The sequence below is a fragment of the Streptomyces sp. SUK 48 genome, assembly GCF_009650765.1.
Lineage (GTDB): Bacteria > Actinomycetota > Actinomycetes > Streptomycetales > Streptomycetaceae > Streptomyces.
In genome coordinates this window covers 7,712,358-7,738,623 of sequence record NZ_CP045740.1, presented here as the reverse complement: position 1 = coordinate 7,738,623, position 26,266 = coordinate 7,712,358, and the positions used below count along the sequence as shown (strand labels likewise).

The 26,266-nt window shown below is 72.2% G+C and carries 26 protein-coding genes and 3 pseudogenes; 20 read left to right on the top strand and 9 right to left on the bottom strand.

Annotated elements, in window-relative coordinates; genetic code table 11:
• Positions 1-21 precede the first annotated feature (21 nt).
• On the bottom strand, positions 22-1,137 hold the full coding sequence (locus GHR20_RS34410; RefSeq protein WP_243878220.1) for an ABC transporter substrate-binding protein: 1,116 nt from the start codon (positions 1,135-1,137) through the stop codon (positions 22-24).
• Between the two features lie 484 nt (positions 1,138-1,621).
• Between GHR20_RS34410 and GHR20_RS34405 the strand changes: the two genes are divergently transcribed.
• Together GHR20_RS34405 and GHR20_RS34400 are read left to right on the top strand one after the other, a co-directional pair.
• Positions 1,622-3,514 (top strand): arabinofuranosidase catalytic domain-containing protein, encoded by a 1,893-nt coding sequence (locus tag GHR20_RS34405; RefSeq protein WP_208446858.1) that lies wholly within the window; start codon positions 1,622-1,624, stop codon positions 3,512-3,514.
• Between the two features lie 236 nt (positions 3,515-3,750).
• Positions 3,751-4,758, top strand: a complete 1,008-nt coding sequence (locus tag GHR20_RS34400) for a LacI family DNA-binding transcriptional regulator (protein ID WP_148023532.1) — start codon at positions 3,751-3,753, stop codon at positions 4,756-4,758.
• Between the two features lie 108 nt (positions 4,759-4,866).
• Here the strand turns inward: GHR20_RS34400 and GHR20_RS38210 are convergent, their stop codons facing one another.
• Together GHR20_RS38210 and GHR20_RS34395 are read right to left on the bottom strand one after the other, a co-directional pair.
• Positions 4,867-4,989: a hypothetical protein gene (locus GHR20_RS38210; RefSeq protein ID WP_275549802.1), complete on the bottom strand. Its 123-nt coding sequence runs from the start codon at positions 4,987-4,989 to the stop codon at positions 4,867-4,869.
• Between the two features lie 27 nt (positions 4,990-5,016).
• Positions 5,017-5,472 (bottom strand): hypothetical protein, encoded by a 456-nt coding sequence (locus GHR20_RS34395; protein ID WP_153815450.1) that lies wholly within the window; start codon positions 5,470-5,472, stop codon positions 5,017-5,019.
• Between the two features lie 700 nt (positions 5,473-6,172).
• Here GHR20_RS34395 and uppS point away from each other — a divergent pair.
• The 7 genes and pseudogenes from uppS to GHR20_RS34360 all read left to right on the top strand — a co-directional run bounded on the left by uppS (position 6,173) and on the right by GHR20_RS34360 (position 11,896).
• Positions 6,173-6,862, top strand: a complete 690-nt coding sequence (uppS, locus tag GHR20_RS34390) for a polyprenyl diphosphate synthase (RefSeq protein WP_243878219.1) — start codon at positions 6,173-6,175, stop codon at positions 6,860-6,862.
• Entirely contained in the window at positions 6,859-8,322 is a 1,464-nt protein-coding gene (locus tag GHR20_RS34385) for an oxygenase MpaB family protein (RefSeq protein ID WP_153815448.1), read from the top strand. The genes uppS and GHR20_RS34385 overlap by 4 nt, the downstream gene beginning before the upstream one ends.
• 448 nt (positions 8,323-8,770) lie before the next feature.
• A complete protein-coding gene (locus GHR20_RS34380) occupies positions 8,771-9,157 on the top strand; it encodes a nuclear transport factor 2 family protein (protein ID WP_111582832.1) in 387 nt (128 codons plus the stop codon).
• A gap of 228 nt (positions 9,158-9,385) precedes the next feature.
• Positions 9,386-10,807 (top strand): FAD-dependent oxidoreductase, encoded by a 1,422-nt coding sequence (locus GHR20_RS34375; RefSeq protein ID WP_243878218.1) that lies wholly within the window; start codon positions 9,386-9,388, stop codon positions 10,805-10,807.
• A gap of 107 nt (positions 10,808-10,914) precedes the next feature.
• A pseudogene (locus tag GHR20_RS34370) lies at positions 10,915-11,010 on the top strand.
• Between the two features lie 72 nt (positions 11,011-11,082).
• Positions 11,083-11,616 carry a chloramphenicol phosphotransferase CPT gene (cpt, locus tag GHR20_RS34365; protein ID WP_153815447.1) on the top strand — a complete coding sequence of 178 codons (534 nt, stop codon included), beginning with the start codon at positions 11,083-11,085 and terminating at the stop codon, positions 11,614-11,616.
• Positions 11,617-11,710: 94 nt separating this feature from the next.
• Complete coding sequence (locus tag GHR20_RS34360; RefSeq protein WP_153815446.1) at positions 11,711-11,896, top strand: hypothetical protein; 186 nt, start codon at positions 11,711-11,713, stop codon at positions 11,894-11,896.
• Positions 11,897-11,984: 88 nt separating this feature from the next.
• Here the strand turns inward: GHR20_RS34360 and GHR20_RS34355 are convergent, their stop codons facing one another.
• Positions 11,985-12,587: an AAA family ATPase gene (locus GHR20_RS34355; RefSeq protein WP_194859067.1), complete on the bottom strand. Its 603-nt coding sequence runs from the start codon at positions 12,585-12,587 to the stop codon at positions 11,985-11,987.
• Between the two features lie 340 nt (positions 12,588-12,927).
• Between GHR20_RS34355 and GHR20_RS34350 the strand changes: the two genes are divergently transcribed.
• Positions 12,928-13,719 carry an IclR family transcriptional regulator gene (locus GHR20_RS34350; protein ID WP_208446857.1) on the top strand — a complete coding sequence of 264 codons (792 nt, stop codon included), beginning with the start codon at positions 12,928-12,930 and terminating at the stop codon, positions 13,717-13,719.
• Between the two features lie 115 nt (positions 13,720-13,834).
• On the opposite strand, the gene GHR20_RS34345 is transcribed toward GHR20_RS34350, so the two are convergent.
• A complete protein-coding gene (locus tag GHR20_RS34345) occupies positions 13,835-15,103 on the bottom strand; it encodes a glucarate dehydratase family protein (RefSeq protein WP_153815443.1) in 1,269 nt (422 codons plus the stop codon).
• A pseudogene (locus GHR20_RS34340) lies at positions 15,100-16,067 on the bottom strand (5-dehydro-4-deoxyglucarate dehydratase). The gene GHR20_RS34345 and the pseudogene GHR20_RS34340 overlap by 4 nt, the downstream one beginning before the upstream one ends.
• 113 nt (positions 16,068-16,180) lie before the next feature.
• On the opposite strand from GHR20_RS34340, the gene GHR20_RS37885 reads away from it, so the two are divergent.
• From GHR20_RS37885 to GHR20_RS34320, 5 genes and pseudogenes are all read left to right on the top strand, one after another.
• Entirely contained in the window at positions 16,181-16,600 is a 420-nt protein-coding gene (locus GHR20_RS37885) for an NAD(P)-dependent oxidoreductase (RefSeq protein ID WP_243878217.1), read from the top strand.
• Positions 16,597-17,010 carry a hypothetical protein gene (locus GHR20_RS37880; protein ID WP_243878216.1) on the top strand — a complete coding sequence of 138 codons (414 nt, stop codon included), beginning with the start codon at positions 16,597-16,599 and terminating at the stop codon, positions 17,008-17,010. The genes GHR20_RS37885 and GHR20_RS37880 overlap by 4 nt, the downstream gene beginning before the upstream one ends.
• Before the next feature lie 73 nt (positions 17,011-17,083).
• Positions 17,084-18,589, top strand: a complete 1,506-nt coding sequence (locus tag GHR20_RS34330) for an aldehyde dehydrogenase (NADP(+)) (protein ID WP_153815442.1) — start codon at positions 17,084-17,086, stop codon at positions 18,587-18,589.
• 260 nt (positions 18,590-18,849) lie between these two features.
• A complete protein-coding gene (locus GHR20_RS34325) occupies positions 18,850-19,740 on the top strand; it encodes a DUF2804 domain-containing protein (RefSeq protein ID WP_243878215.1) in 891 nt (296 codons plus the stop codon).
• Positions 19,741-19,838: 98 nt separating this feature from the next.
• Positions 19,839-19,934 (top strand): annotated as a pseudogene (locus tag GHR20_RS34320).
• 59 nt (positions 19,935-19,993) lie between these two features.
• Here the strand turns inward: GHR20_RS34320 and GHR20_RS34315 are convergent.
• Positions 19,994-20,497, bottom strand: a complete 504-nt coding sequence (locus GHR20_RS34315; RefSeq protein WP_153815440.1) for a DUF4232 domain-containing protein — start codon at positions 20,495-20,497, stop codon at positions 19,994-19,996.
• Positions 20,498-20,703: 206 nt separating this feature from the next.
• Here GHR20_RS34315 and GHR20_RS34310 point away from each other — a divergent pair, with 206 nt between their 5' ends.
• Positions 20,704-21,117 carry a hypothetical protein gene (locus tag GHR20_RS34310; RefSeq protein WP_153815439.1) on the top strand — a complete coding sequence of 138 codons (414 nt, stop codon included), beginning with the start codon at positions 20,704-20,706 and terminating at the stop codon, positions 21,115-21,117.
• A gap of 44 nt (positions 21,118-21,161) precedes the next feature.
• Here the strand turns inward: GHR20_RS34310 and GHR20_RS34305 are convergent, their stop codons facing one another.
• Positions 21,162-22,055 carry a helix-turn-helix domain-containing protein gene (locus GHR20_RS34305; protein ID WP_153815438.1) on the bottom strand — a complete coding sequence of 298 codons (894 nt, stop codon included), beginning with the start codon at positions 22,053-22,055 and terminating at the stop codon, positions 21,162-21,164.
• 251 nt (positions 22,056-22,306) lie between these two features.
• Between GHR20_RS34305 and GHR20_RS38425 the strand changes: the two genes are divergently transcribed.
• Positions 22,307-22,795 carry a hypothetical protein gene (locus GHR20_RS38425; protein ID WP_343336046.1) on the top strand — a complete coding sequence of 163 codons (489 nt, stop codon included), beginning with the start codon at positions 22,307-22,309 and terminating at the stop codon, positions 22,793-22,795.
• Positions 22,678-23,781, top strand: a complete 1,104-nt coding sequence (locus GHR20_RS34300; RefSeq protein ID WP_343336044.1) for an MFS transporter — start codon at positions 22,678-22,680, stop codon at positions 23,779-23,781. Before GHR20_RS38425 ends, GHR20_RS34300 begins: the two co-directional genes overlap by 118 nt.
• Here GHR20_RS34300 and GHR20_RS34295 read toward each other — a convergent pair.
• Positions 23,755-24,465 carry an adenosylcobinamide amidohydrolase gene (locus tag GHR20_RS34295; RefSeq protein ID WP_153816257.1) on the bottom strand — a complete coding sequence of 237 codons (711 nt, stop codon included), beginning with the start codon at positions 24,463-24,465 and terminating at the stop codon, positions 23,755-23,757. The two genes, GHR20_RS34300 and GHR20_RS34295, sit on opposite strands and share 27 nt — an antisense overlap.
• A 113-nt stretch (positions 24,466-24,578) precedes the next feature.
• Between GHR20_RS34295 and GHR20_RS34290 the strand changes: the two genes are divergently transcribed.
• Positions 24,579-25,112, top strand: a complete 534-nt coding sequence (locus tag GHR20_RS34290) for a GNAT family N-acetyltransferase (RefSeq protein WP_153815437.1) — start codon at positions 24,579-24,581, stop codon at positions 25,110-25,112.
• Between the two features lie 547 nt (positions 25,113-25,659).
• A complete protein-coding gene (locus GHR20_RS34285; protein ID WP_153815436.1) occupies positions 25,660-26,214 on the top strand; it encodes a hypothetical protein in 555 nt (184 codons plus the stop codon).
• The last annotated feature ends 52 nt before the right edge of the window (positions 26,215-26,266 follow it).

Below are 26,266 nucleotides of genomic sequence, written 5' to 3'. Positions count from 1 at the left end.
GCCTCGCCTTTCGGCCGTGGCTCAGTAGACGAGGCCCTGGTCGAGGGCCTGCTTGGCGTTGTCGGCGGTGAAGTGGCCGTCCTTGATGATCACCTTGGGCTGTACGCCGGTGGTGCCGTAGAAGTCCTTCAGCGCCTGGAGGGCCAGCGGGCCGAAGCGCGGGTTGGTCTCGATGTCGGACACCATCTGACCGGCGCCCACGTTCTTGACGGCCTGCTCGATGCCGTCGATGGAGACGACCTTGACGTCCTTGCCGGGCGTCTTGCCCGCCGACCTGATGGCCTGGATCGCGCCGAGCGCCATCTCGTCGTTCTCCGCGTAGACGGCGTTGATGTCCGAGTGGGACTGGAGCAGTTGCTCCATGACCTTCTGGCCGTCGGTCTGGGCGAAGTTGCCGGTCTGCGAGGCGACGACCTTCATCTTCGGGTACTTCGCCTTGGCCCGGTCCTCGAAGCCCTTGGTCCGGTCGGTGGTGACGTTGTTGCCGGGGGTGCCGGTGAGGATGGCGACATGGGCGTCGCCGCCCCCGGTGGCGCCGGCGAGGTCGTCGGCCGCGAGCTGTGCCTGGTGGTAGAAGTCCGAGCCGATGAAGGCCATGAAGTCGGTGCAGGCGGCGCCGCCGACGGTGCGGTCGATGGTGAGCACGGGGACCTTGGCGGACTTCGCCTTGGCCAGGGCGGGGCCGAGACCGTCGGAGTTCTCGGGCGCGACGATCAGGACCTTGGCACCCTGCGCGATCATGTCCTCGATCTGCGAGTTCTGGGTGTTGACGTCCGCGTTGGCGTTGCGCTCGATGAGCTTCACACCGAGCTTCTTCGCCTGCTGCTCGATGCTCTTGGTCTCGGTGGCGCGGAAGGGATTGCTGGTCGACTCCGACTGGGAGAAGCCGACGACCGTCCTGCCGTCGGTGATGTCCAGCCGGGGAACGCCGCCGCCGTACGTCTTGTAGGTACAGCCGGGGCCCGCCGCCGAGGGTGAGGCGACCTGCTGGGAGGCGGCCGAGCCGTTGTTCGCGGCCGCCGAGGCGCCCGAGTCGCCGCCGGCGGAGTCCGACTTGGTGCATCCGGTGGCGGCCAGGCACAGGCCGGCGGTGAGCACTGCGGCGGTCAGAGCCTTGGCTCGGGGGGAGACGTTCACGCGCCGATCACATCCTCAACGATGCAACGAAGGGGCGGGGGCTGAAGAGACGAGGCCACCTGGACCCTCGATCGCGGAGGGTGGTACGACAGGCGGGCTTTTCAACGTTGTAGACATTGATGGAACGTCAAACCCGATGTCAACCCGCGGTACGCAACTCTTCGAGCGGGGCTTTTCGTCGCCGTGAAGGGTGGCCCGGCGGAGTCTCCGGAGCACCTGCGCTCTTCGACGAGCCTGCCACGGGCGCCGCCAACTCCCTTATGAGCAGCGGGTTTACGGTCCTCCGTCGGATCGCGGCCGGGCGTGCGGCCGGATTCGCGCACGGGGATGGACGCCCCCGTGGGCGCTGTGCTGTCATGTGGCGGATCCCGTTTACAACGTTGGTAGAGCCCGGCGCCGCGAAGGTGCCGAGCCGAGTGCGCCCTGCCGCCGCCTCGGCAGGCCGAGCTCCACTCCCCCTCTCCCCCAGCACCGGGAGCACATCATGCGCAGAGAAAAATCCACCGCAGGAGGCGGTTTCCGCCGGTCCTCGCGGCGGGCGCTCCTCCGTCCCGTGCGCCATCTGCTGTCCGCCGTCGCGGCGATCGGGCTCGTCCTCGGCGCCCTGATCGCCCTGCCGGGCGTCTCACAGGCGGCGGGCTCGCTGCCGTGCGACATCTACGGCGCCGCCGGCACCCCCTGCGTCGCCGCGCACAGCACGACGCGCGCCCTGCTGTCGTCGTACAACGGCCCCCTCTACCAGGTCACGCGTGCCTCGGACGGGGCCCGCGCGGACATCGGGCCGCTGTCGGCGGGCGGATACGCCAACGCCGCCCAGCAGGACACGTTCTGCCAGAACACCACCTGCCGGATCACCAAGGTCTACGACCAGACCTCGCGGCACAACGACCTGACCCCGGGTCCGGCCGGCACCTCCGGCATGGGCGCCGACCGCGGCGCGGACGCGAGCGAGATCGCGGTGACGGCGGGCGGCCACAAGGTGTACGGCATCTGGATCTCGCCGGGTGTGGGCTACCGCTACACCGGGGTGGCCTCCGGCGTCGCGGTCAACGGGCAGGCCGAGGGCGCCTACATGGTGGCCAGCGGGACGCATGTCGGCTCCGACTGCTGCTTCGACTACGGCAACGCGGAGAGCACCCCGGCCGACACCGGCAACGGCCATATGGACGCCGTCTCCATCGCCACCACCTGCTACTTCGCGCCGTGCACCGGGTCGGGGCCGTGGATCGAGGCCGACATGGAGAACGGCATGTTCCAGGGCGACAACGGCTCCAACACCGCCAACCGGGGCAACAACAGCCCCTTCGTCACCGCCGTGCTGAAGAACGACGGGCAGACCAAGTACGCGCTCAAGGGCGGCAACTCCCAGTCGGGGGCGCTGAGTACGTGGTGGGACGGCGGTCTGCCCACCCGCTCCGGCTATCGGCCCATGCACCAGGAGGGCGGCATCATCCTGGGCACGGGCGGTGACAACAGCAACTGGAACCGGGGCACCTTCTTCGAGGGCGTGATGGTCGCCGGCTACCCGTCCGACGCCGCCGAGAACGCCGTCCAGTCGAACGTGGTCTCCGTCGGCTACTCCGGTGAGACGGACGTGCCCAACGGGCCCCAGGGCACGATCACCGGGCCGGGCGGCAAGTGCGTGGACGTCGCCGCGGACGACACCGGCACCAACGGCACGGCCGTACAGCTGTGGGACTGCCAGAACTGGGCCGAGGACCAGCACTGGCAGCACAACGCCGACGGCTCCCTGAGCACGATCGGCCGATGCCTGGACATCGAGGGCAACGGCACGGCCAACGGTGCCAAGGTCGAGCTGTGGGACTGCGACGGCGTCGGCGGACAGAAGTGGGTACAGCAGGCGGACGGATCGCTCCTCAACCCCCAGTCCGGGCGCTGCCTCGACTCCCCCAGCGGCGCGACCGCCAACGGCACCCGGCTCCAGATCTGGGACTGCAACGGCGCCGCCGCGCAGAAGTTCTCCGTCGACGGCGGTGCGCCGGTCGTCGGCACGGGCGCGAAGTGCGTCGACGTGGCCGCCGATGACAGCGGCGGCGACGGGGCGGCCGTACAGCTGTGGGACTGCCAGTCCTGGGCCGCCGACCAGCACTGGTTCCACAACGCCGACGGCTCGCTGCGCACCCTCGGCCGCTGTCTCGACATCAACGGCAACGGCACGGCCAACGGTGCCAAGGTCGAGCTGTGGGACTGCAATGGCGTCGGCGGACAGAAGTGGGTACAGCAGGGCGACGGATCACTGCTCAACCCCCAGTCCGGCCGCTGCCTCGACTCCCCCAGCGGCGCCACCGCCAACGGCACCCGGCTCCAGATCTGGGACTGCAACGGATCCGCCGCACAGAAGTTCAAACTGAGCTGACGACACGTCAACTCATCCTGTGAGGATCTGCATTCGAAGGGTGCGGGAGCCCCGTCATGGCTCCCGCACCCCCTCCCCGTTGCCCCGCCGGTGACCGGGCTTGCCAGGACGGAGCACGGGACCGTATAACGTTGGAAAACCGGCGTCGACCCGTTCGGAACGCCGGGTGCGGTCCGGTCGCCGGGCCTGGAACGGTTCGTCGGCCCGGGGGTCCTGCCCGGACGGGGAGGAACGTCGTGCGGGTGAGCCTCAAGGACGTCGCGTCGCACGCGGGTGTCTCCATCAAGACCGTGTCCAACGTGGTGAACGACCAGCCGCATGTCACCCCCGCGATGCGGGCCCGCGTCCAGAAGTCCATCGACGAACTCGGCTACCGCCCGAACCTCACCGCCCGGCATCTGCGCAAGGGCCGGACCGGGATCGTCGCCCTGGCCCTGCCCGAGCTGGGCAATCCCTACTTCGCCGAGCTGGCCGCCGAGGTCGTCGACGCGGCCGCCGAGCACGACTACACCGTCCTGCTCGACCACACGGGCGGCCGCCGCGACCAGGAGACCCTGGTCAGCCAGGGCTTTCGCAGCCGGGTGATCGACGGGCTGATCCTCAGCCCCATCGAACTGGAGGCGGACGATCTGCGCGAGCGGGCTCCCGTCCCGCTCGTCCTGCTCGGCGAGCGCGAGTACGACCTGCCCTACGACCACATCTCCATCGACAATGTCGCCGCCGCCCGCGAGGCGGTGCGCCATCTGATCTCCCTGGGGCGGCGGGACATCGCCTTCCTGGGCGCCCGGCGCGGCCGCAGCCAGCCCGCCCACCTGCGGTTGCGCGGCTGGCGCGAGGAGCTGGACGCGGCGGGCCTCGTGGCCGACGGCCGGCTGGTGGCCGCCACCGACGGCTGGGGGCACGCCGACGGGGCGGCGGCCATGGCACGCCTGCTGGACGCGGGCCATCGGCCGGACGCGGTGTTCGCCTACAACGACCTCATCGCCATCGGCGCCCTGCGCGTGCTGTCCGAACGCGGGCTGCGCGTCCCCGAGGACGTCGCGGTCGTCGGCTTCGACGATGTGGTGGAGGGCCGCTTCGGCGCCGTCACCCTCACCTCGGTCTCCCCCGACAAGGCGTCCATCGCCCGGATGGCGGTCGAGTCGGTCCTCTCCCAACTCGACGGCGCCCCACGGCAGCGGGCCCGCCGGATCCACGCCGGTTACACCCTGGTGCACCGCGAGAGCACCCTCGGACGCGACTGACCGCGCGCCCTCGTCCTCGTCGCCCCGGAGAGGGCGTGTCAGGCGCTCAGCCCCGCAGGGCCGCGGCCGTGCGGGGCTGAGCCGACAAGCTGCTTGTGCAGGGGGCGGTCAGCACGTGTCGGGCAGCTTGACCGTCTTCGGATCTCCGTACTGGTAGGCGTTCGCGACACCGCTGGTGGCGCCCAGCTGCACCGTCAGCCCCTCGCCGGGCTTGCGGCTGCCGGTGACCATGATCTTCCGGGGCAGCTCCGTGAAGGCTCAGGTCTTGTACTGCCAGGAGCCGGAATCCGTCTTGTAGCCCAGGGTCGCGGAATTGGCGGCCACCACACCCGGCGGCTCGGCGCCGTCGAGGGTTCCGGTGATGACGAACCCGGTCTCTCCGTCGGCGCGGGCCGAGCCTTCGAACCTCACGTCGTACGTCAGCGCGTCGTACGAGTCGAACTTCTGGTACGACGCGCTGAGACGCTGGGCCGGGCCGCCGGCCACCGACGTCACCTCGGGGCCGTCCTTGTAGGAGCCGTCCAAGCCTTCGTTGAGGCCGACGTAGAAGTCCACGGTGTCATTGGTCTGGCGGCTGCCCCGGCCCTCCACTTGGTAGGTGTTCTCCCGCTCGACGCCCTTGATCTCGAACTCCATGCGCTCGTACTTGTTCTTGGTGCCCCCGTGCCCGAGGCGCACCTGGTTGGGGAAGCCGGCGTGGCTGCGGTCGAGCATCGTGATGGCGGTCAGGGTGCCTTCGAACGCGAGCCGGTCGCCCCGTCCGCCCAGACGTGCCCCTCGAACCTGGCCCAGTTCTTGGAGTTGACCCTGAATTCGGCCTTGATCGTCGGCATGGTCATCCCTTCGTCCGTGTCCGCCCTGATCCGGCGGCCACCGCCACAGAGCCGGGGCCGCCTGCCGGCCCCGCCCCTCCAGCAGACTTCGCATCCGGCCGTCAGGACCGGCGATCCACCGGACATCCATCCGATCCGATGAGCGTGCGCCCCCGGCGCGCCACCCCGGCCGGGTGCGCCCCCTCTCCCCGCCGATGCCGTGGGCCTGCTGCGGACCGCACCGTCGACGCCCCCTGCTGTGCGGCCGGCGCCGTCCCGCCCTCCTTGATCCTCCGGCTCCGCGGACGGGCTCGGTAAGTAACGTCGAACGGCTCCGGCTCGAACGCCCGCACCAAGGGTGAATCTCCTCCGCCAGCACGCCGTGTGCGAGCGCGAGATGGCAACCTTCCATGTGGTGATCAGCTCATACGCACACGTCGGGACGGGTGCGTGACGGGGTGGAGGCCGGCTTCCGGGTGGTGGGCGGCCGGTGTCGCGTGGGGTGGGGGGAAGGCATGGCGTCTCGGTCGGCCGTCGAGGGCGCGGGCTCCTCGCCCGAGGGTTCCGGCAGGCGTCCGGTTCCTCGGCATGTCGCGTGCGTGATGGACGGGAACGGCCGGTGGGCGGCCCAGCGTTCATTGCCGCGTACGGCAGGCCACCGGGCCGCGGAGAGCACGGTGATCGACGTCATCGAGGCGGCGCGGTCGGCCGGGGTGGAGTGGCTGAGCCTGTACGCGTTCTCCACGGAGAACTGGCGTCGGCCCGATGCCGAAGTCACCTTTCTCATGCGGCTGGTACGGCACGCGGTGCGCAAGCACGCCCCGCTGTTGCAGGCGCGGGGGATCCGCTGCCGTTTCCTCGGCGTGAGCCACCCGCGCATCCCCCCGGCGCTGACCCAGGACTTCGCCGACCTGACGACCCTGACCGGCACGAACCGGGGCATGACCCTGACCGTCGCCTTCGATCACGGCGGTCGCCGGGACATCGTGGCGGCGGCCCGATCCCTCATCCGCAGCGGGGTACCGGCCGAGGCCGTGACCGAGGAGAGTTTCGCCGCTCACCTGCCCTTCCCGGACACACCGGACGTCGATCTGGTCATCCGTACCTCGGGGGAACAGCGCATCTCCAACTTCATGCTCTGGCAGGTCGCCTACGCCGAATGGGTCTTCCCGCCCGTCCTGTGGCCCGACTTCCGCGCACCGCACTTCCTTGACTGCCTGCACACCTATCAGCAGCGCCAGCGCCGGTTCGGCGGCCTGGGCCCGCTGCCGAAGCAGAACGGAGAACCGTGACCGTGAGCAACACAGCCGACGGCACCGCACAACCGCCCCTGTTCGGGCCGGGATCGCAGTTCCACGAGCTCTTCGACGACCCGCGCTGGGCCTTCGCCCTGGTCCGGGCCACCGTGCTGGAGGCCGCGCATCCGCAGATCGGCGGCGCGCTGATCGACAACTCGACTTTTGTCACCCACCCTTGGCGCCGGTTGCGCAACACGTTCCTGAGCCTCCAGCGCATGTTCGGCGCCGACGACGAGGTGCGCGCCAAGGAGGCGGCGCGGCTCAATCGCCTGCACACACGGCTGACGGGCAGGGACGCGAACGACCGTCCCTACGACGCGATGGACCCCGGCGTACGGGCCTGGGTGGTCGCGACGCTGTTCGAAAGCGCCGTCACCATGTGCCGGTTGAGCGGCCGGCCGCTGCCGCCGAGCGCGGTGGAGCGGCTGTACACCGAATTCCGGGCGTACCACGCGGCCTTCGGCGACGAGGCCGGTCAACTGCCTCCCAAACTGACGGAGTTCTGGTCCTACTACGACCGCATGGTGGAGGAGGAACTGGAGAACACCGAGGCGATGCGCATCATCCTCTACAAGCTCTTCGACCACCTTCCCGCTCCCCCGCTGCTCCACGGCCTTCCCACCCTGTGGGCACTCGGCCGGGCCGTCGTCGGGCCCGCCATCGGAACGATCACGGTGGCGTCCCTCCCCGAACCGTTCCGCCGCCGGGCCGGCCTGCCGGAAGTCCTCGGCGCGGGAGCCCTGATGCAGGGCGCCTACCTGGCGGCCGACCTGGCCCGTTTCCTGCCCGAGGGCTGGCTCAGGGCCCAGAACGTCGCCGATCTGCTGGCCCTCTCCCCCGGCGGCGACGACCCCCGGGCCAGGACCGTCACGGCGCTGCACGAGCGGATGCGGCGGGCCGGCGCGCTGCTCCGCCTCATCACCCCGACGTCCTTCCAGCCCGCCCCCGCGGCACCACCGTCGGGACAGCGCAGCGCGGAGGAGTTCTTCCGCGACGTACTCGACCAGACCGGCGACGGATACCTCACCTGGCCCGATCTCGCCGCCATGGCACGGGAGTTGTGCGGCCGGCTCGACCTGGACGAAGCCGCCGAGAACCGGCTCTACGACGCCTTCGCCGACTGGTGGCGCGAGCTCCAGACGGCTCTCGACACCGACGGCGACGGCCGCGTCAGCGCCGAGGAGTACGCCGCGGCCGCGCCCTCCCTGGCCACACCCGCGCTGATCAGGACCGCCGAAGTCCTCTTCGACACCGCCGACAAGGACGGCGACCAGCGCATCGACGAGACCGAGTACCGCGCTCTGTTCCGCACGGCGTTCCACCGTGACACCACCGGCGATGCCGACACCGGCACCACCGTCTACACCCGCAGCGCCTTCGTCCGGGACTTCCTGTCCTTCATGTCCGGCCGCCGGCTCTCCACGCCGTACGACCCCCTGCTCGCCGACGCGTGAACTCCCGCCCCGGCAGCGGGCGTCAGCATCGTGTCAGCACCCTCTGCCACGCTCTTCCATGTGAACGGCGGCGGGCGGAGCACCCGCCGCCGGACACGAGGAGAGGTGCCCGGAGTGGCTGATCGGGGACCAGCGAGCATGTCTCGAGGTCGGGCCTCCCGGGGCCCACGCAGGTTCACATCCTGCCCTCTCCGCCACGCCCCACCGCCCGGGGCCCGCTGCTCTTCGCCGCTCGACTCGCCCGCGCCGCACACATCGGATCGGGTCCCGGGCCGGAGTGCGCCGGCCCGGAACCCGATGACTCCACTGTGCCGCGCCCGGCCGAGCCGCGCGATTACCTCACAGGTAAGGGCGTATCAGAAGCCCTGAACGGCGAGGAAGAAAGCCTGGCCGTCGCCCCAGTGACCCGGCGTGCGACGGGCCCGGTCGCCTGCGCGAAGATGCCCGTATGAGCCGAGAGGTCGATGAGGTAAACCAGGCGATCGCGGGCGAACTGCGTCTGATGGATCCCACCGTGCGCGTGTCACGCCCGCTCGCCCGGCAGCTGCTGGCCCCGGACTTCGTGGAGGTCGGCTCTTCGGGGCGGCGGTGGACGTACGACGAGATACTGGCCGCGATGCCCGAGATGGACGGTGCCACGGAGAGCGGCCCGCGCTACGAGCCCTCGGAGTTCGCCGGTGTCCTGCTGGCGCCCGGCCTGGTGCATCTCACCTACGAGACCACGCTGGACGGCGACCGGGCACGGCGCAGTTCGCTCTGGCGCAAGCGGGACGCGGACGGGACCTGGCAGATGTACTACCACCAGGCCACCCCCGTCCCGTCCGACAGCGTATGAACGCGGGCTCGGTGGGGTACGGCGGCCCGTAGGCCGTCGTAGCCCGCAACGGTCATCCGGTCGCCCGCACCCTGGAGCGGCGGTACGCCACCCCGGCCGGATGCCGGCCACGCCCGGCCCGACGGGCTGGCGTGCCGAGGACCTGGTCCCGCTGTCCCGCGCGCCCGGCTCGCCCGTGGTCCAAGATCTCCGCGCACACCCCCGTCTCCCCGCAGAAAGCAGCCGACCATGAGTGAAGCCATCCGGCACCGCCCCGCCCGCGCCGTCGTCATCGGGGGCAGTATGGCCGGCATGCTCGCCGCGGCCGCCGTCAAGGACCAGGTGGGATCGGTGGAGATCATCGAGTCCGGCGATCTTCCCGAGGGGCCGGAACCGCGCGTCGGCGTCCCGCAGGCCGTACATATCCATCTCTTCCAGTCCGGGGGTGTGGACGCGCTGGAGGAGTTGCTGCCCGGCGTGGTCGACCAGTTGGCGGTCGCGGGGGCACATCGCATACCGGTGACCACCAACATGGTCATCTACTCGCCCGAGGGCTGGTACCGGCGCTGGCGGCGCGCCACCCACCGGCTGCTGACCGCGAGCCGGGACCTCACGGACCATGTCATCAGGGAGCGGGTGCTCAAGGAACCTCACGTCAGCGTCCGTACGCGGGCCAGGGCGGTCGGGCTGCTCGGCGACGGGCGACGGGTCACCGGAGTGCGCGTCCGGACCGCGGGCGAGGGTGCGGGCGAGCACGAGAGCGAACTGCGTGCCGATCTGGTGATCGACGCGTCCGGCCGGGCCTCCCGTCTGCCCCACTGGCTCGCCGAGCTGGGCATCGGCGGACTCGCCGAGGACCGCGTGGACTCCGGCCTGGTCTACGCGAGCCGCATGTACCGCGCGCCCGTGCCCACCCGCGGCTGGCCGGTGGTCAGCGTGAACGCCGACCCACGGCTGCCCGAGCCCGCCAGGGCCGGCGGCATCCTGCCGATCGAGGGCGACCGCTGGCACGTCAGCCTGATGGGCGCTCCCGGCGGGCGGCCCACCCGGGACGCGGACGCCTTCGAGCCCTTCGCGCGCACCCTGCGGCACCCGGTCATCGCCGACCTGCTGGAACTGGCCGAGCCGCTCACGGACGTCAGCATCACGCGCAGCACGGCCAACCGGCGCCACTACTACGAGCGGCTCGCGTCCTGGCCCGACGGGCTGGTGGCGCTGGGCGACTCCGTGGCGGCCTTCAATCCCGTGTACGGGCAGGGCCTTTCGGTGATCGCGCGGGGGGCGCTGGCGCTGCGTGACCTGGCCCGCGGCGGCCTGGTCCCGGGATTGTCCCGGCGTGCCCAGCGGGCGATCGCACGGCCGGTCGAGGCGGCGTGGGCGCTGACCGTCGGGCAGGACATCCACTTCGCCACGACCACCGGCAGGAACCCCCACTTCGCCGACCGGCTGCTCCAGCGGTACGTCAGCCGCCTCTCGCGCACCGCGACCGGCTCCTTCCGCACGGCCACGGCCCTGACCGACGTGCTGACGCTGCAAGCTCCGCCCACGTCCTTGGTCCGCCCCGGCGTGCTGCTCTCCGCTCTGCTGGGGCCGCTCCGGCCGCAGTTGGAGGGGCCCCAGTTCACGCCTCGGGAGCTGGAGCTGCTCGACGGGGTGCGTGCGCGGTCATAGGCCGGGCGGGGCTCGGAAGCGCCGGTGCCGCGTCAGTCCCACGTCAGCGGACCGTGTCACTCTCTCTCCTGTGAACGGTTCGGGGCACCGCCCGGGGCCGGGAACAGGGAGAGGTGCCCGGAGCGGCTTATCGGGGACCACCGAGCCACGCCTCATGGTCGGGCCCTTCGCGGCCCACGCAGGTTCAAATCCTGCCCTCTCCGCCCCAGAGCCAGCCGGGTACGCCCGGCGGAAACACGTTTCGCGGGTCGCACCGGCGCCTCTACTGTGGCGCGGTGACGACTCAGGTGATCGTGGTCAACGGCGGTTCCAGCTCGGGCAAGTCCGGGATCATCCGGTGCCTCCAGGCGATCCTGCCGGATCCCTGGCTGGCGCTCGGGACGGACACGATGGTGGCGGCGCTGCCACCGGCCATGCGGGCGTCGGACGCCGGTATCGAGTTCGCCGCCGACGGACAGGTCGGTGTCGGGCCCGGGTTCCGGGCGCTGGAGGCGGCGTGGATCGAGGGGATCGCCGCGATGGCCCGTGCGGGCGCGCGGATCGTCGTCGACGAGGTCTTCCTCGGCGGACCGTACTCCCAGCAGCGATGGCAGAAGGCGCTCGACGGGCTGCGGGTGCTGTGGGTGGGGGTCCGTTGCGAGGCCGCGGTCGCCGCCGGCCGTGAACTCGCGCGGGGCGACCGGGCCGTGGGGATGGCGGCCACTCAGGCGGCGGCGGTCCACCGGGGCGTGACGTACGACCTGGAAGTCGACACCACGCACACGGAGGCGGTGGAGTGCGCCCGGGCCATCGCCGCACGGGTCGGGTGACGCGTTGGCTCAAGTTCAGCTCAGAAGGTGCGCGTACGGCCGGGAAACTGCTGCACAATTTCCGATAAGACCACGTTCACCTGGGGGAACACTGATGAAGAGTCTGCTCACCCGCGTCATGACGCGTATTCAGGACACCGTCTCGGGCCGCCGGGACATCGAGGAGTACGAGGCCCGCGAGGGCGAACACCACAGCGCGCACAACCGTGACGCCAACCTGGCCCAGCACTACATCCCGACGGCACCGCAGATCCCGACGAGCGGTCCCGGCACCATGTGAGTTCCCCTCGTCGGGAGCGTGGCGGATGCGCGGGACGGGGCCGCGCGTCCGCCGCGGCGGAGGACCCGGGCAGAGTCGCCCGGCAGCCTCAGGGCAGCGCAATCGCCGCTGGACCGGGAGCCGTCAGATCGGGGCGCAGTTCCGCGCGGAGCTGCTCGAACGCCGTCGGGGTCGGGCGCCGGGACAGGAAGGCGCTGATCCGGCGGGCGCAGTCCCGGGGGCTCATCGTGGTGGTGTCGCATTCGATGTCGTACCGGCCGTGGGCGTGGACGAGTTCCAACTGCCGTGCCGCCAGGCCCTTTGGGCGGTCGCCGCGGGCCTGTTCGCGCCGGTGGAGTTCCTCCGGCGAGCACCGCACACCGACGAGGACGACGTCTTTCGCGGTGGAGAGCTCCAGGCAGTCCAGCAGGCGCCATTCCTCGCTGAGCACATGATCGACCACGACGTGGTTGCCGGCCGCGGCCATGCCGGCGACCGCGCGGTGAAAGCCCGCCCAGGTGCGCCGCAGAATGCCGGGCAACTCGTCCGGATCGACCTTTCGGCGCGTCCGCATCGCGTGGAAGGCGTCCACCGGCAGATGGAAGCCCGGCTCCTCCATCACCTCCAGCAGCTCCCTCGCGATGCTGGACTTGCCTGAACTCGACGTCCCGTTCAGGAAGATGATCAGTCCGTTCCGAACGCCTCCGGGCACGCGGACTCCCTCGCCATGGCCAATGTGGTCTGATCATCATCGTCCACGTGCCGTCCCGGTGTCAGCGATCCGTCATCCTGGGGTGTCCGCGCTCACGGCGCCACCGGACCGCTCTTCCGGATCGCCTTCTGCTTCCACTGCCATGGTGCCCGGCTGTAGGCGACGAAGACCGCGGCGCTGTATCCCGACATGTGAGGGGAGATAGAAGCTCGACTTGACCTAGCTGTCTACGTACGTAGACTCAATTCTCATCCATGCTTTTCAGCGCGCACGTGAGCCTCGCATACAGGGGCGGTCGATGTTTCGGAGGTTTCCGTTGACGCGACGGGGAGAAGACGCCGTGACCGGGACGAGTGAGGCCGGGCGCGGGCCGGTGAAGTCGGCGGAGCGCACCGTCCAGATCATGGAAGTGCTGGCGGCCTCGCCGGAGCGGCTCACCCTGGGCCGGCTCCAGGAGCTCACCGGCTACCCGCGCTCAAGCCTGTACGCGCTGCTGCGCACCCTGGTGGCGCTGAAGTGGATCGAGGTCGAGGAGGGCGGCGAGGCGGCCGGCTTCGGCATCGGCCCGCGCGCCCTGCTGTGCGGCACGGCGTACCTGGACCGGGACCCGGCGCTGCCGCACGCGGTGCGCCGGATCGAGCAGTTGCGCGCGGACGTCGGCTACACCACCCATTACGCCCGTCTGGACGGCTCGAACGTCATCTATCTCGCCACCCGCGAGGCCACGGACTCCCGCCGGCTGACCTCCCGCGTGGGCCGCCGGCTCCCGGCGCACGCCACGGCCCTCGGCAAGGCGCTGCTCTCCGAGCTGACCGCGCGGGAGGTGGACGCGCTGCTGCCCGAGCAGCCCCTGGAGGCGCTCACCCCGCACACGGTCACCCGCCGCCCGGCCCTGCGCGAGGAACTGGAGCAGACGCGTACCCGGGGCTGGGCGCTGGAGAGCGAGCAGAACACGCCAGGGCTGTGCTGCGTCGCCGCGACGGTGTCGTACCGCATCCCGGCGACCGACGCGATCAGCTGCTCGATCCCGCTGGACCACGCCACGGACCAGGAGATCGAACGGGTCGCGGAGGCGGTCACCCGGCACGCCGCGGCGCTGGCGGGGACCCTGCGGCGCAACGGCATCCGCTGAGGTCCGTTCCGCACGCGCAGCCCTCTCCGCGCGCGTCCCGGCCGCCTCACTCCACACGGACCGGGCGCCTCACTCCACACGGACCGGGCGCCTCACTCCACACGGACCGGGCGCCTCACCAGCGCGGGACCTTCTTCTCGTACGACGGATCGACGCGCCGCATATAGCCGGTGTCGTCGCGGTTGCGCAGGCCGCAGGCGACGTACTGCTCGTGCAGGCGGGCCAGCGCGTCGCGGTCGAGTTCGACGCCGAGACCGGGGCCGGTGGGTACGGCGACGGAGCCGTCGCGGAACTCCAGGACGCCCGGCGCGACGACCTCCTCGGTCTTCCACGGCCAGTGCGTGTCGCAGGCGTACGTCAGGTTCGGCGTGGCCGCCGCCAGATGGGTCATCGCGGCAAGGCTGATGCCGAGATGCGAGTTGGAGTGCATGGACAGGCCCAGCTCGAACGTGTCGCAGATCCCGGCGAGCACCTTCGAGCGCTGGAGGCCGCCCCAGTAGTGGTGGTCGGAGAGCACGATCTGGACCGCGTCCAGGGCCACGGCGGGCCGGAGTTCGTCGAAGGCGACCACGCACATGTTCGTGGCGAGCGGCATGGGCGCCTCACGGGCGACCCGGGCCATGCCCTCCTGCCCCGGTGTGGGGTCCTCCAGGTATTCGAGGACGCCGTCGAGCTCGCGGGCGACCCTCAGTGAAGTGTCCACCGTCCAGGCGGCGTTCGGGTCGAGCCGCAGCGGCCGGTCGGGGAACGCCTCACGCAGGGCGCGGACCGCCTCGATCTCCTCCTCGGGCCGGAAGACCCCGCCCTTGAGCTTGATGGCCGTGAATCCGTAGTCGTCGATCATGCGCCGGGCCTGCGCCACGATGCCCTCGGGGCCGAGCGCCTCACCCCAGGGGTCGTCCGCGTCACCGGGGTGCGCGGCCCATTTGTAGAACAGGTAGGCGCTGAACGGAACGTGGTCCCGTACGGCGCCGCCGAGCAGGTCGGAGACCGGCCGGCCGGCGGCCTTGCCCTGGATGTCCAGGCAGGCGACCTCGAAGGGCGAGAAGACCCGGTCCACCGTGCTGCTGCTGGTGATCACGCCGGTGAGGCCGTGGCCGTCGCTGCCGGCGTCGCCGCCGAGCGCGGCCGCGACCGCGGCGTGCATCCGGCCCAGCCGGTACACGTCGAGCCCCACCAGGGCGTCGGCGGCCCGCCGCAGCCGGCGCAGATGGCCCTCGTCGGCGTAGGTCTCGCCGAGGCCGGTGATCCCCTGGTCGGTGTGCACCTCCAGGACCGCGCGCAGCGCGAACGGCTCGTGCACACCGACCGCGTTGAGCAGGGCCGGGTCGCGGAAGGCGACGGGGGTGACGGTGACGTCGGTGATACGGATCGCGTCGCTCATCGGGCGAAGTCCTCCACCAGGGTCAGGCCCGCGTCGGTGATCCGGCGCAGGGCGTCGAGGTGTTCGGGGCCGGGTCGACCAGCGGGGGGCGCACCCCGCCGACGTCCAGGCCCTGTTGGCGCACGCCGGCCTTGACCAGTGCGACGGCGTAGCCCGGGACGAGGTCGCGCAGGGCCACGAGCGGGTGGAAGAACTCCCGCTGGAGCCGCTCCACTTGGCCCGTGTCGCCCTGCTCGACCGCGCGATAGAAGGCGTTGGAGATCCGGGGGGCGAAGCAGAAGACGGCGGAGGAGTACAGGGTGACGCCGATGCCGCGGTAGGCCGGGACGGTCACCTCGGCGGTGGGCATGCCGTTGAAGAACTGGAACTCCTTTCCGGTTCCCGCGAGTTCATGGCGTACGGCGGTCACGACGCGGGAGAGCCGGTCGAGGTCGCCGACGCCGTCCTTGAAACCGACCACCTTGTCGTGGCGGGCCAGTTCGGCGGCGGTGGCGGCGTCGAAGCGGGCGTTGGAGCGGTTGTAGACGATGAGCGGCAGTTCGCCGGCGTCCGCCACCTCGCGCGCGTAGGCGGCAAGTCCGGCGGCCGGGGCCTCGACCAGGTAGGGCGGCAGCAGGAGGAGGCCGTCGGCGCCCGCGTCCTGGGCGATACGCGCGTACCGGCGGGCCAGGGGCAGCGGGCCGCCGGTGCCGGCGTACACCGGGACGCGGCCCGCCACGGTCTCGACCGCGGTGCGCACCGCGTCGCCGTACTCCTCGGGGCCCAGCGCGTGGAACTCGCCCGTACCGCAGGCGACGAAGACCCCGCCGGGGCCGGCGGCCATCCCGCGACGCAGATGCTCGGCCAGCACCTCCCGGTCGACCTGCCCCGACGCCGCGAAGGGCGTCACCGGGAAGAACAGCACGCCGTCGAACAGGGGCACGTGACACTCCTCGTCGTCTACATATGCAGACAGGCTCCACATTTGCGAACTTGCCTGTGAACTGTAAGACTCGCCCCGGAGTACGGTCAAGGCGCCCATGGACACGCCGGCCGCCGCGGAGCCGGACCGGAGCCGTCACGAAGGAGATGAGGCGAGTGAGTCAGCGCATCGTGATCACCGGAGCCGCGGGAGGGGTCGGCACCCTGCTCCGTCCCCGGCTGGCCCGCGAGGGCCGGACCCTGCGGCTGCTCGACGTGGCACCGGTGCCCGGCGTGGCCGAGGGCGAGGACGTGGAGACCGTCCGGCTGTCGGTGACGGACCTGCCGGCGATGCGCGAGGCCCTCACCGGCGCGGACGCGGTGATCCACCTCGGCGGGCTGAGTGTCGAGGGGCCGTGGGACGAGATTCTCGACATCAACATCAACGGCACCCGCACGGTCCTGGAAGCGGCCCGCCGGGCCGGTGTGCCCCGGGTGATCATCGCGAGCAGCAGCCACGCGGTGGGGTTCCACCCCCGCAGCGAGGACGAGGCGCCCGACTATCTCTTCCCCGCCCCGACACCTACTACGGCGTGAGCAAGGTGGCCGCCGAGGCCCTGGGCAGCCTGTACCACGACCGCTACGGCCTGGACGTGGTCTGCGTCCGCATCGGCGGCTGCTTCGAACGCCCCGTCGCGACACGCCAGTTGGCTACCTGGCTCTCCCCCGACGACTGCGCCCGCCTGATGGAGGCGCTGATCGCGGCGCCCTCGCCCGGGTTCCGCGTGGTGTGGGGCGTCTCGGACAACACCCGCCGCTGGTTCTCGCTGGACGAGGCACGCGCGCTGGGCTACGAGCCCCAGGACGACGCCGAGCGGTTCGCCGGGGAACTCGAGGGCCGCCACGACCCGTTGGACGAGATCTACTTGGGCGGAGCTTTCTGCTCGCCTTCACTGGACGCGGATGACGGCGCGGACGGCGCGGACGGCGCGGACGGTAAAGCCTGATGCGGCGCGCAACTCCTCTATCAATCGCGCGAGTTCATGCTCACTTCCCCCATACGGCCCGGAGGTTCGATCGATGACCGGCACCACGTCCGCCCCGCTGCGGGGTATCAGCCCGCGTACCGGTGAGCCCGTCGGCGACCCGGTCGCCGTGTCCACCGCGCAGGACGTCGACGTGGCGGCGCGCGCCGCCGCCGGCGCGTTCCCCGTCTGGTCCGCGGTGCCCGCCGCCGACCGGGCGCGCGCCCTGGACGCCGCCGCCGACGCGCTGGACGCGGCCCGTGACGAACTGGTCGCCGTCGCGGACGCGGAGACCGCGCTCGGGGAGGCCCGGCTGACCGGCGAGGTGGGCCGCACCAGTGGTCAGCTCCGCCTCTTCGCCGAGGTGCTGCGCGACGGCGGCCATGTGCAGGCCGTACTCACCCCGGCCGACCCGGCCGCCGGGCGTCCCGACATCCGCCGGATGCGGCAGGCGATCGGACCGGTGGCGGTGTTCGGCGCCTCCAACTTCCCCTTCGCCTTCTCCGTGGCGGGCGGCGACACGGCCTCCGCGCTCGCGGCCGGCTGCCCGGTGGTCGTCAAGGCGCACGAGGGGCACCCGGGGACCTCGGCCGCGGTCGCGCGCATCGTCGCCGGGGCGTTGCGCGAGGCGGGGGCGCCCGAGGGAGTCCTCGCCCTGGTCACCGGTTTCGAGGCCGGGGCGGCGCTGGTGAACCACCCGGCCGTCAAGGCCGCCGGCTTCACCGGCTCGCCATCCGGCGGGCGGGCGTTGTACGACCTCGCCGCCGCCCGGCCCGAGCCGATCCCGTTCTACGGCGAACTCGGCAGCGTCAACCCGGTGGTGGTCCTGCCGGGCGCGGCGGCCGAACGCGCCGGGGAGATCGCGGAGGGGTACGCGCAGTCGCTCACCCTGGGCACCGGCCAGTTCTGCACCAACCCGGGTCTGCTGTTCGTCCCCGAGGAGGGTGCGCTGATCGACGCCGTCGCGGCCAGGGTCGGCGCGACCGCGACCGGGGCGATGCTGACGTCCCGCATCCGGGACGGCTACCGGGCCGGGGTGGCGGAACGGGACGAGGCCCCGGATCTCCTCCCGCTGGCCTCCGGAAGCGCGGGCGGCGACTCCTTCGCGGTGGCGCCGCGCGTATGGCGGCTGTCCCTGAAGTCCTTCGCGGACCGCCTCGACAGCCTGGCCGAGGAGTGCTTCGGCCCGGCCGGACTGGTCGTGACCTACCCGGACCTGGAATCCCTGACCGAGGTCCTGGTGTCCCTGCCCGGCAGCCTGACCGGCTCGGTGCACGCCACGCCCGGCGACGCGGCGGCGGCCGCGCGGGTGCTGACGGCGCTGCGGCACCGCGTCGGCCGCCTCATCCACAACGGCTGGCCGACCGGCGTCGCCGTCTGCTGGGCCATGCACCACGGCGGCCCCTGGCCCTCGACGACGGCCCCGCTGCACACCTCGGTCGGCGCGACGGCGATCGACCGCTGGCTGGTCCCGATCGCCTACCAGGACTGCCCCGACGACCTCCTCCCCCCGGAACTCCAGAACACGAACCCCCTGGGAATCCCCCGCCGGGTGGGCTGACCCGCCCCCGCCTCCGGACGCTTGGCTGCTCCGGCGCCGGTGGACGTCATCGTGACGCGGCGGCCGGGGCGGCGACTCAACACCGCACTGTCCGCGCGCTGTTGACCCGCGTCGGCGCCCTGGGCAGACTACCCGCCATGTCCACCCCTGAGCGCCTGGTCGAGGGCGGTACGCGTCGTTGGGGCCGGCTGGCCGATCGGCCCGCTGTGGCCGATCCTCTTGAGGTGTACGGCGGTGGGCTTGTCCGGCGGTGGAAGAGGATGCGGCTCAAGAAGTGGGTCGGGTTCACGCTGTCGCAGCCGGACTGGTACGCGTCGCTGATCATCCAGGACGCGGGCTATCTCGCCAGTTCGGAGATCTATGCCTATGACCGGGCGGGCGGAGCGCTTCACCAGCACGCGGCCAACGCGGCCGGGGGCAGTCCGGTGTTGCCTGCCGAATTGCTGGAGAGCGCCTGCCGGTTCGAGCGTGGTGGGTATCGGGTCACCTATGCCTTTTCGCGGGCCTCGGCGCGGCATCGGATCGAGATCGACATCGCGCCGACGGCGAAGGCCCCGGCCGTCCGGGGCGCGCTGGAGCTCGACGCCGCGGCGGCCACCGCGCCGCTCTCGGTGAGCTCGCGGTTGCCGGGTGGAAGCATGTACACGCACAAGGCCGCCTTCCCCGCCTCCGGAGTGCTCCGGGTCGGGGACGCCGAGGTCGTCTTCGAGCCGGATCGCGATCTGGCGATACTCGACGAGCACCGCTCGCTGCTGCCGTACCGGACCGACTGGGTCTGGGGTACGTTCGCGACGTCGACGGACACCGGCCCGCTCGTGGGGGCCAATTTCGCGGCGCGGCCCGAACTGCCCGGGGAGCCGGAGGAGTCCTGCCTGTGGTCACCGGGCCGGTGCGAGCCCCTCGGTGACATCGTCTTCGAGCCCGCGTCGGCCGACCCGTCGGCCCCCTGGCACATCGCCTCCCGGGACGGCCGCCTCGATGTCGTCTTCGAGCCGGAAGGCCGTAAGCGGGTGAAGCACAACCTCGGCCTCTTCGCGGTCGACTACTTCCAGCTCTTCGGGCGCTACCGCGGTGTGCTCCGCGCCGCCGGGGGCGACTTCCGGATCGAGGACGTGCCCGGGGTCTGCGAGAGCATGAAGGCCCGCCTGTGAAGGCCCGCCTGTGAGCCTTGCGCGTCAGTCCCGCGTCAGCCGGGTCTGCCACTCTTCTTCATGTGAACGGAGCCCGGGAGACCGGGAACCGGGAGCGAGGAGAGGTGCCCGGAGTGGCTTATCGGGGACCGGCGAGCGCGTCTCGGAGGTCGGATCCGTAAGGGTCCACGCAGGTTCAAATCCTGCCCTCTCCGCACACCGGAGTGTCCCGCGGCCGTGTGCCGCGGGACACTCCTCTGTCAGGCGGTGCCGGTCAGGCGCCGCGCTGGACCGGGCCGATCAGGGTGCCGGAGGCGACGGAGAACTTACCGTCGGCGAAGGACGTACCGGGGATCTCACCGCCCGGGGCCCGAAGCGTGAACGACGCCTCGTTCGAGGCCGTGCCGCGGTGCATGTTCGGAACCTGGATGTCGAAGTGCACCGGGTGGCCCGGGCCGAAGGTCACCTTGGTCTTCTGGTCGCCGTAGTGCCCGGCCGCGACACCGGTCTGCTTGCCGTGGTTCGAGAACCGTACGCCGGTGGGCGAACCCGCCAGCACACACGACTCGTACCCGCGCGCCGCGGTCAGGGTCACGCGGTAGTGGCTGTGCCCCGAGCTGGCGGGCGCCGCCTTGATCGTCGCCGTGTGGTTGGCCGGACGGCAGGCCGAGGGCATCTCGCTCTTGGCCGTCGCGGGTGCGGCCACCGCGACTCCCCCGCTCGCGGTGACCGCCAGCGCGAGTGCGGCCACGGCGGCGAATGCGTGCTTCTTGCTCATATGAACACTCCTTGTCGTGCAATGGCCCTGCGGGTGTTCTCCGCGGGGACCATGGTCGACTTCAGCCTGCCCCCGATCTCGCGTTCGGAATGTCTCAGTATGGGTACAGGCGTCACGGGTCGGTCACGAGGCCGCCCGCCGTACCGGCGAGCGACGGACAGCGGGCCCAGCCGTTCCGGAGCCGGCCTCGAAGGGATGCGGTCGCCATGGACGAGGAGCGCGCCAAGCGGGTGGTGGCGGCGTTGCGGGACCGAGGAGTCATGGCCCATCTCGTCGAGGCCGGGGTCTACGCGTTCGGCATCAGGGTCGTCCTGGACACGGGCATCGAGGCGCTGTGGGACACCGACGGGGTCTCGGGGCTGGACGCGGAGGTCGTCAGTGACGGTGTGCTCATAGGTTTTGTGCCCCATGTGCCCGGTTCGGAGGACTTCACCGAACAGCAGATCGTGGACAGCATCGCGACCACTCGCTACTCCACCGAGGGTCTCCGCCCGCCCCAGGACGGCACGGCACCGCCACCGGCCGCCGCGCAGCCCCGCCCCGGAGAGCCCGCGCCCGCCACCCCTCCGGTCAGCCGCCACCAGCGCTGGGCGCGGTGGATGCGCCGGGGCAGGCGCTGACCGGTGTCCCGGGGACGAGCGCGCCCGGCCGTTTGACCGGCTGTTCAGCTCCGGTGAGGGGCGGGTTCGGCCGCCGGGCGGAGCTCGGGTGCCGCGTCCTCCAGCCCGAGCATGGCGTCCTCGTCGGCGGTGCCGGGAGCGGCCTGGTAGACGACCATCCGCTGACCGCCCGTCCGTGCCAGCCGCATGACCTCGTAGGTGAGGGTCATGGGTCCGACCTTGGGGTGCCGGAAGTTCTTCTGGCCGCCGCCGCGCTCGCAGACGTCGTACCGTTCCCAGAGGCGGGCGAAGTCCGGTGACTTGAGGACCAGTTCGCCGACGAGGGTGGTCAGCTCGGGGTTGTCCGGGTCGGCGCCCGCGACCGCCCGCAGGTGGGCGACCGAGACGGCGACGGTGTCCTCCCAGGGTTCGTAGAGCGTTCTGCCCGTCGGATGGAGGAAGAGGTAACGGGTCACGTTGCGCTGGTGTTCGGGCCAGTCCCACAGGCCGGGCAGCAGTCGCCGGCCCGGCGGGTTGGCGGCCAGGACGCGGTTGTAGCGGCTCACGATGTAGGCGGGCAGCGGGCGTACCGATTCCAGCAGGCGCAGGACCGACTCGCGGACGGCGTGGTCCGCGCAGGCCGGGAGCTCGGCGGTGCGGCCGGCGGCCAACTCGGCCAGTTCGTGCAGGCGTTCGTAGCCGTCGCCGCGCAGGCGCAGGGCGCGGCCGAGGGCATCGACCACGGCGGTCGAGGGGTTGGTCTCCCGGCCTCGTTCGAGCCGGATGTAGTAGTCCACGCTCACACCCGCGAGCGCGGCCAGTTCCTCCCGGCGCAGTCCGGGCGTGCGGCGCAGGCCCGCGCCGGCCGGGAGGCCGACGTCCTCCGGGCGTATCCGCGCCCTGCGGGCCTTGAGGTATCTGCCGAGTTCGGTGCCCCGCACGTCTGTCGCTGCTGCCATTCGGTCAATTGTGGCAGGTCTCCCGGGGTGTTGGGGGGCCGTGTCAGGACCTGGAACGGCGCACCCCGGGCGGGGCGCGGGCTGCCGAACGGCACGGCAAGGGGGCAGAGTTGTTCCCGGAGCGGGCGGCCCGACGGCGCGGAACCCAGGGGGTGCGTGACACCGGACCGCGGTCCCGGCGTTCGTGGCCGCCCGCCGATTCGTCCCCGACGGGAGACCGTCGACCGTGCCTGATCGTCCAGGAGGCCACCATGCCGGGCACCCCTTCCCCCTCCCCGACCGCCGCCGGCGCCCGCGGGCGCGTGCCCGAGGTGCCGGTGCTGCGGCCGCGGCGACGGCACCCGGACCGTGCCCGACCAGCCGAGGCGGGCGCCGATACCACGGCGCCCCGGCGGGCCGGGATCGCGCTGGTCGCCTCGCTGCTCGGGTTCACCGTGATCACCATCGACGTGTCCGCCGTGAACATCGCGCTGCCCTCGATCCGGGAGTCCCTCGACGGCGGGATGGCGGGGCTCCAGTGGGTGGTGGACGCGTACACGCTGATGTTCGCCGCGCTGATGCTCTCCGCCGGTGCCGTCGCCGACCGCGCGGGCGCCCGGCGCGCCTACGCCTGGGGGTCGCCCTGTTCACCCTGGCCTCGCTCGGCTGCGCGCTGGCGCCGGGCATCGGTGTGCTGGTCGCCGCGCGGGTGGCGCAGGGCGGGGCCGCCGCGGTCGTGCTGCCGGCCTCGCTGGCGCTGATCCGGCAGGCGCACGAGGACAGCAGGGAGCGGGCGCGGGCCATCGCGCTGTGGACCGTCGGCGGTTCGGTGGCGATGGCCGCGGGTCCGGTGCTGGGCGGGCTGCTCACCGAGTCGGCCGGCTGGCGGGCGGTGTTCCTGCTCAACCTCCCGGTGGGCGCGGTGATTCTCGGGCTGCTGATACGGGTGCCGCGCTCGCCGCGCCGGCCCGCCGCGCTGGACGGCCCGGGCCAGCTGACCGCCGTACTGGCCCTGGCCGGGCTGGCCGTCGCGGTGATCGAGGGCGGCCGGCTGGGCTGGACCAGCTGGCCCGTGCTGGGCGCGGGCGCGCTCGCCGTCGTCTCCGGGTTCGCGTTCCGCCTCGTGGAGTCCCGGCACCGGCAGCCCATGATCCCTCCGGCGCTGCTGAGGGATCGCCGGGTGGCCGTTCCGCTCGCGGTCGGTTTCGCCGTCAACGCCGCCTTCTACGGCGGGATCTTCCTGCTCGGGCTGTACTACCAGCAGTTGCGGGGGATGTCGGCGACGGCGGCCGGGCTGATGTTCGTGCCGATGTCGGCGGTGGTGACGGCGACGAATCTGGTCTCGCCGCGGCTCGCGGAGCGGTTCGGGCGACGGTCGGTGATCGTGGTCGGCCAACTGGTCTTCACCGTCGCGATGTTGGCCATGCTGCCGCTGGCCGGGGACACCCCGGTGTGGCTGGTGCTCATCCTGCTGCTGCCGCTGAGCATGGGCGGCGCGGTCGCGGTGCCCGCGCTGACCGCCCTGCTGATCGACGCGGCCCCGGCGGAACGCGCCGGAACGGTCTCGGGCCTGCTCAACTCCCTGCGCCAACTGGGCGGCGCCCTCGCCGTCGCGCTGTTCGGCGGCCTGCTCGCGGGTTCCGGCGACGGCTTCTCGCTCCCCGGGATGCGCGTCGGGCTGCTGGCCGTCGCCGCGCTGCTGCTGGTCACGGCGGGAATGTCACGGCTGCTGCTGGCGCGGGACTGAGTCGCGTCGGCGGGGGTCCGCCATCGCGGCGGCCGAGGTGCGGGAGCCACCGCGCACCGGCTCCACGGCGGCACACACCGCGGCGTGAACCGCGCGGGCCAGCCGGGCGCCCCACAGGGAGCGGGGGCCGGCGAAGGACTGCGGCTCCTCGCCGGACCGGGGGATCCAGGCGGCGACGCACACCGCGTCCGTCGGGGTGCCGGAGCAGTCGTAGCCGCAGTCGAGGAGGGCCTGGACCTTGGCCTCGGTCGCGGTGGTGGCCGCGTTGACCAGGGCGGCGTCGGTCAGGGCGGTGGGGAGGGCGGCGATGATGTTGATGGTGCCGGGGGCGGGTGGCAGAGGTGTGCCCGGGGCGGGAGTGGCGGCCCAGCCGTGGACGCCGAGGCCCGCGGTGACCACCGCCTCGACACCGTCGTCGTCCCCGCGGCCGTACCGCAGCACGTCGGCGGCCGTCATCAGCCCGACGCCCGGCCCCCGCGCCCCGGCCTCCTGGGCGAGTCGCGCGAGATGGGCGTCGGGGTCGGTGCGGCTGTAACCGTGCGAGACCTGGGCGTTGAGGACCCAGGAGCGCTCGCCGATGCCGCCGCCGAGAACCGCGCTGCTGATCATCCGCCAGCCGGATCCCGCCCGCCACAGCAGCGCCGACAGCTGCTCGTCGCACTCGACGCGGGTCAGCGTCCGCATCGGAAGGACGCCGGTGGCGGCGCGGGGCGGTGGGGCGACGGTCACTGGGCTGGACTCCTCGGAGCGGATGATCCTGATGATCGTACCGAGGGACCGGGTCCGCCCCGCGCGAGGTGTTCGCCGGTTTCCGCGTCAGCGGGCAGATCCGGGCGCGGCATGTGGACGCCCCGCCCGAGCGGGTCGACGGTGTCACCGCGCGGCCGATGACACCGGCCGAATATTCCGGCTGGCTCGCCCTCGAAAAGGCGTCCTACGTCGGCGACATCGTCCGGTCGGGAGCCCTGAGCCGCGAGGAGGCCGAGCGTAAATCGGACGAGGACTTCGCGGCGCTGCTGCCCGAGGGGCCGGCGACGCCCGACACCGCGCTCCTGGTGCTGGAGGCAGCGGGCGAGCCGATCGGCACGGCGTGGCTGCGGCACGGGTATCTGCCGGGGGTCACCTACGGGTACGCGCTGCACATCCAGGAGGAACACCGCGGCAAGGGGTACGGGCGGGCCGCGATGGCGGTCGGCGAGCGGGCCGTCCTCGCGGCCGGTGAATCGGCGCTGATGTTCTCGGTGTGGGGCGGCAACGACGTGGCCATGGGCCTCTACACCAGCGCGGGGTACCGAATTCTGGACGAGGAGCGTTCCATCGATCTGCCCTGACGGAGCCTCACGGCGTCACCGGCGGCGGCGCGAGGGTGGTCCAGCGCCGTCGGCGCGGCTCCGATGGGCGGGAAGAGCGGCAGGGCGACGGTCTTGCGGTGGTCGCCCCATTCGACGGTGCCGATCTCGTGGCTGCCGTCGGGCGGTTCGTCCAGCTCCTGTTCGGCGAGGGTGGCGCGGAGAGTCGGCGCGGTCGCGGCGGATCAGGGCGACCTCGTCGCCGCGGAAGACCAGAGCCCCCGTACGGACCTTGACGCGGGAGAAGGGGACCGTCGGCTCGGCGGGAGTTGCTGTCATGGCGGGCAGTATCGCGGCGCCCGGGGCGGGGCGTCGTCGAGGCCGGGCTCTCTGGACCGGCTCGGTCGGACTCGTTCCAGGGGCCGCGTGCCTGCCCATGGTCACCGGAAAAGGGCCCCATGGCCCCCGTCCGGCATCGAATCCGGACCCGGGCGGCCCGCCGTGGAGGCCCCTCGGCCCCTGTGGGCGTGGGCCCCGTCCGAGGCAGCGTCGGAGGCGAAGGATCCGGCACGAGGCGGAGGTCTCCGTGATGAGCGGCAAACGACATCTGTGGCGGTGGCGGAGCAACCCGCTGCGACGGCGCGAGGACGTCCTGGAGGCATGGATCGTGCCGGCCGTCTGGGCGGTCGTGGTGCTCGTCGGCCTGGTCGTCGCACCGCTGGTGTTCCGCAGCGCCGAGCACCGGTTCGCGGAGCAGCGCGCTCAGCGGCACCCCGTACAGGCGGTCCTGGTGGCCGACGCGCCGCAGGACATCGCCGCCCAGTGGTCGGCGGACGGGCGGGTGCGGGACACCGTGCGCTGGGTGGCGCCGGACGGTACGCCCCGCACCGGACACACGCTGGTGGACCCGAGCCTGCCCCGGGGCGCGACGGTGCACCTGTGGCAGGACGACCGGGGCCGGCTCGTCACGACGGCTCCCACGGGCCTCGCCGGGGGACGCATCGAGGCAGGTCTCCTCGCCGTCGGTGCCGCGCTGGTCGCCGCCGCTCCGGTGCTCGGCGCGGGCGCCCTCGCGCGGGCCCGTCTCGACCGGCGCCGGCTGGCCCTGTGGGACCGGGAGTGGGATCTGGTGGGTCCCCGGTGAGGGGCGTTCGCGGGCGGGACTCCGGTGCGCGGACCGGCCGTCGTACGCGTGG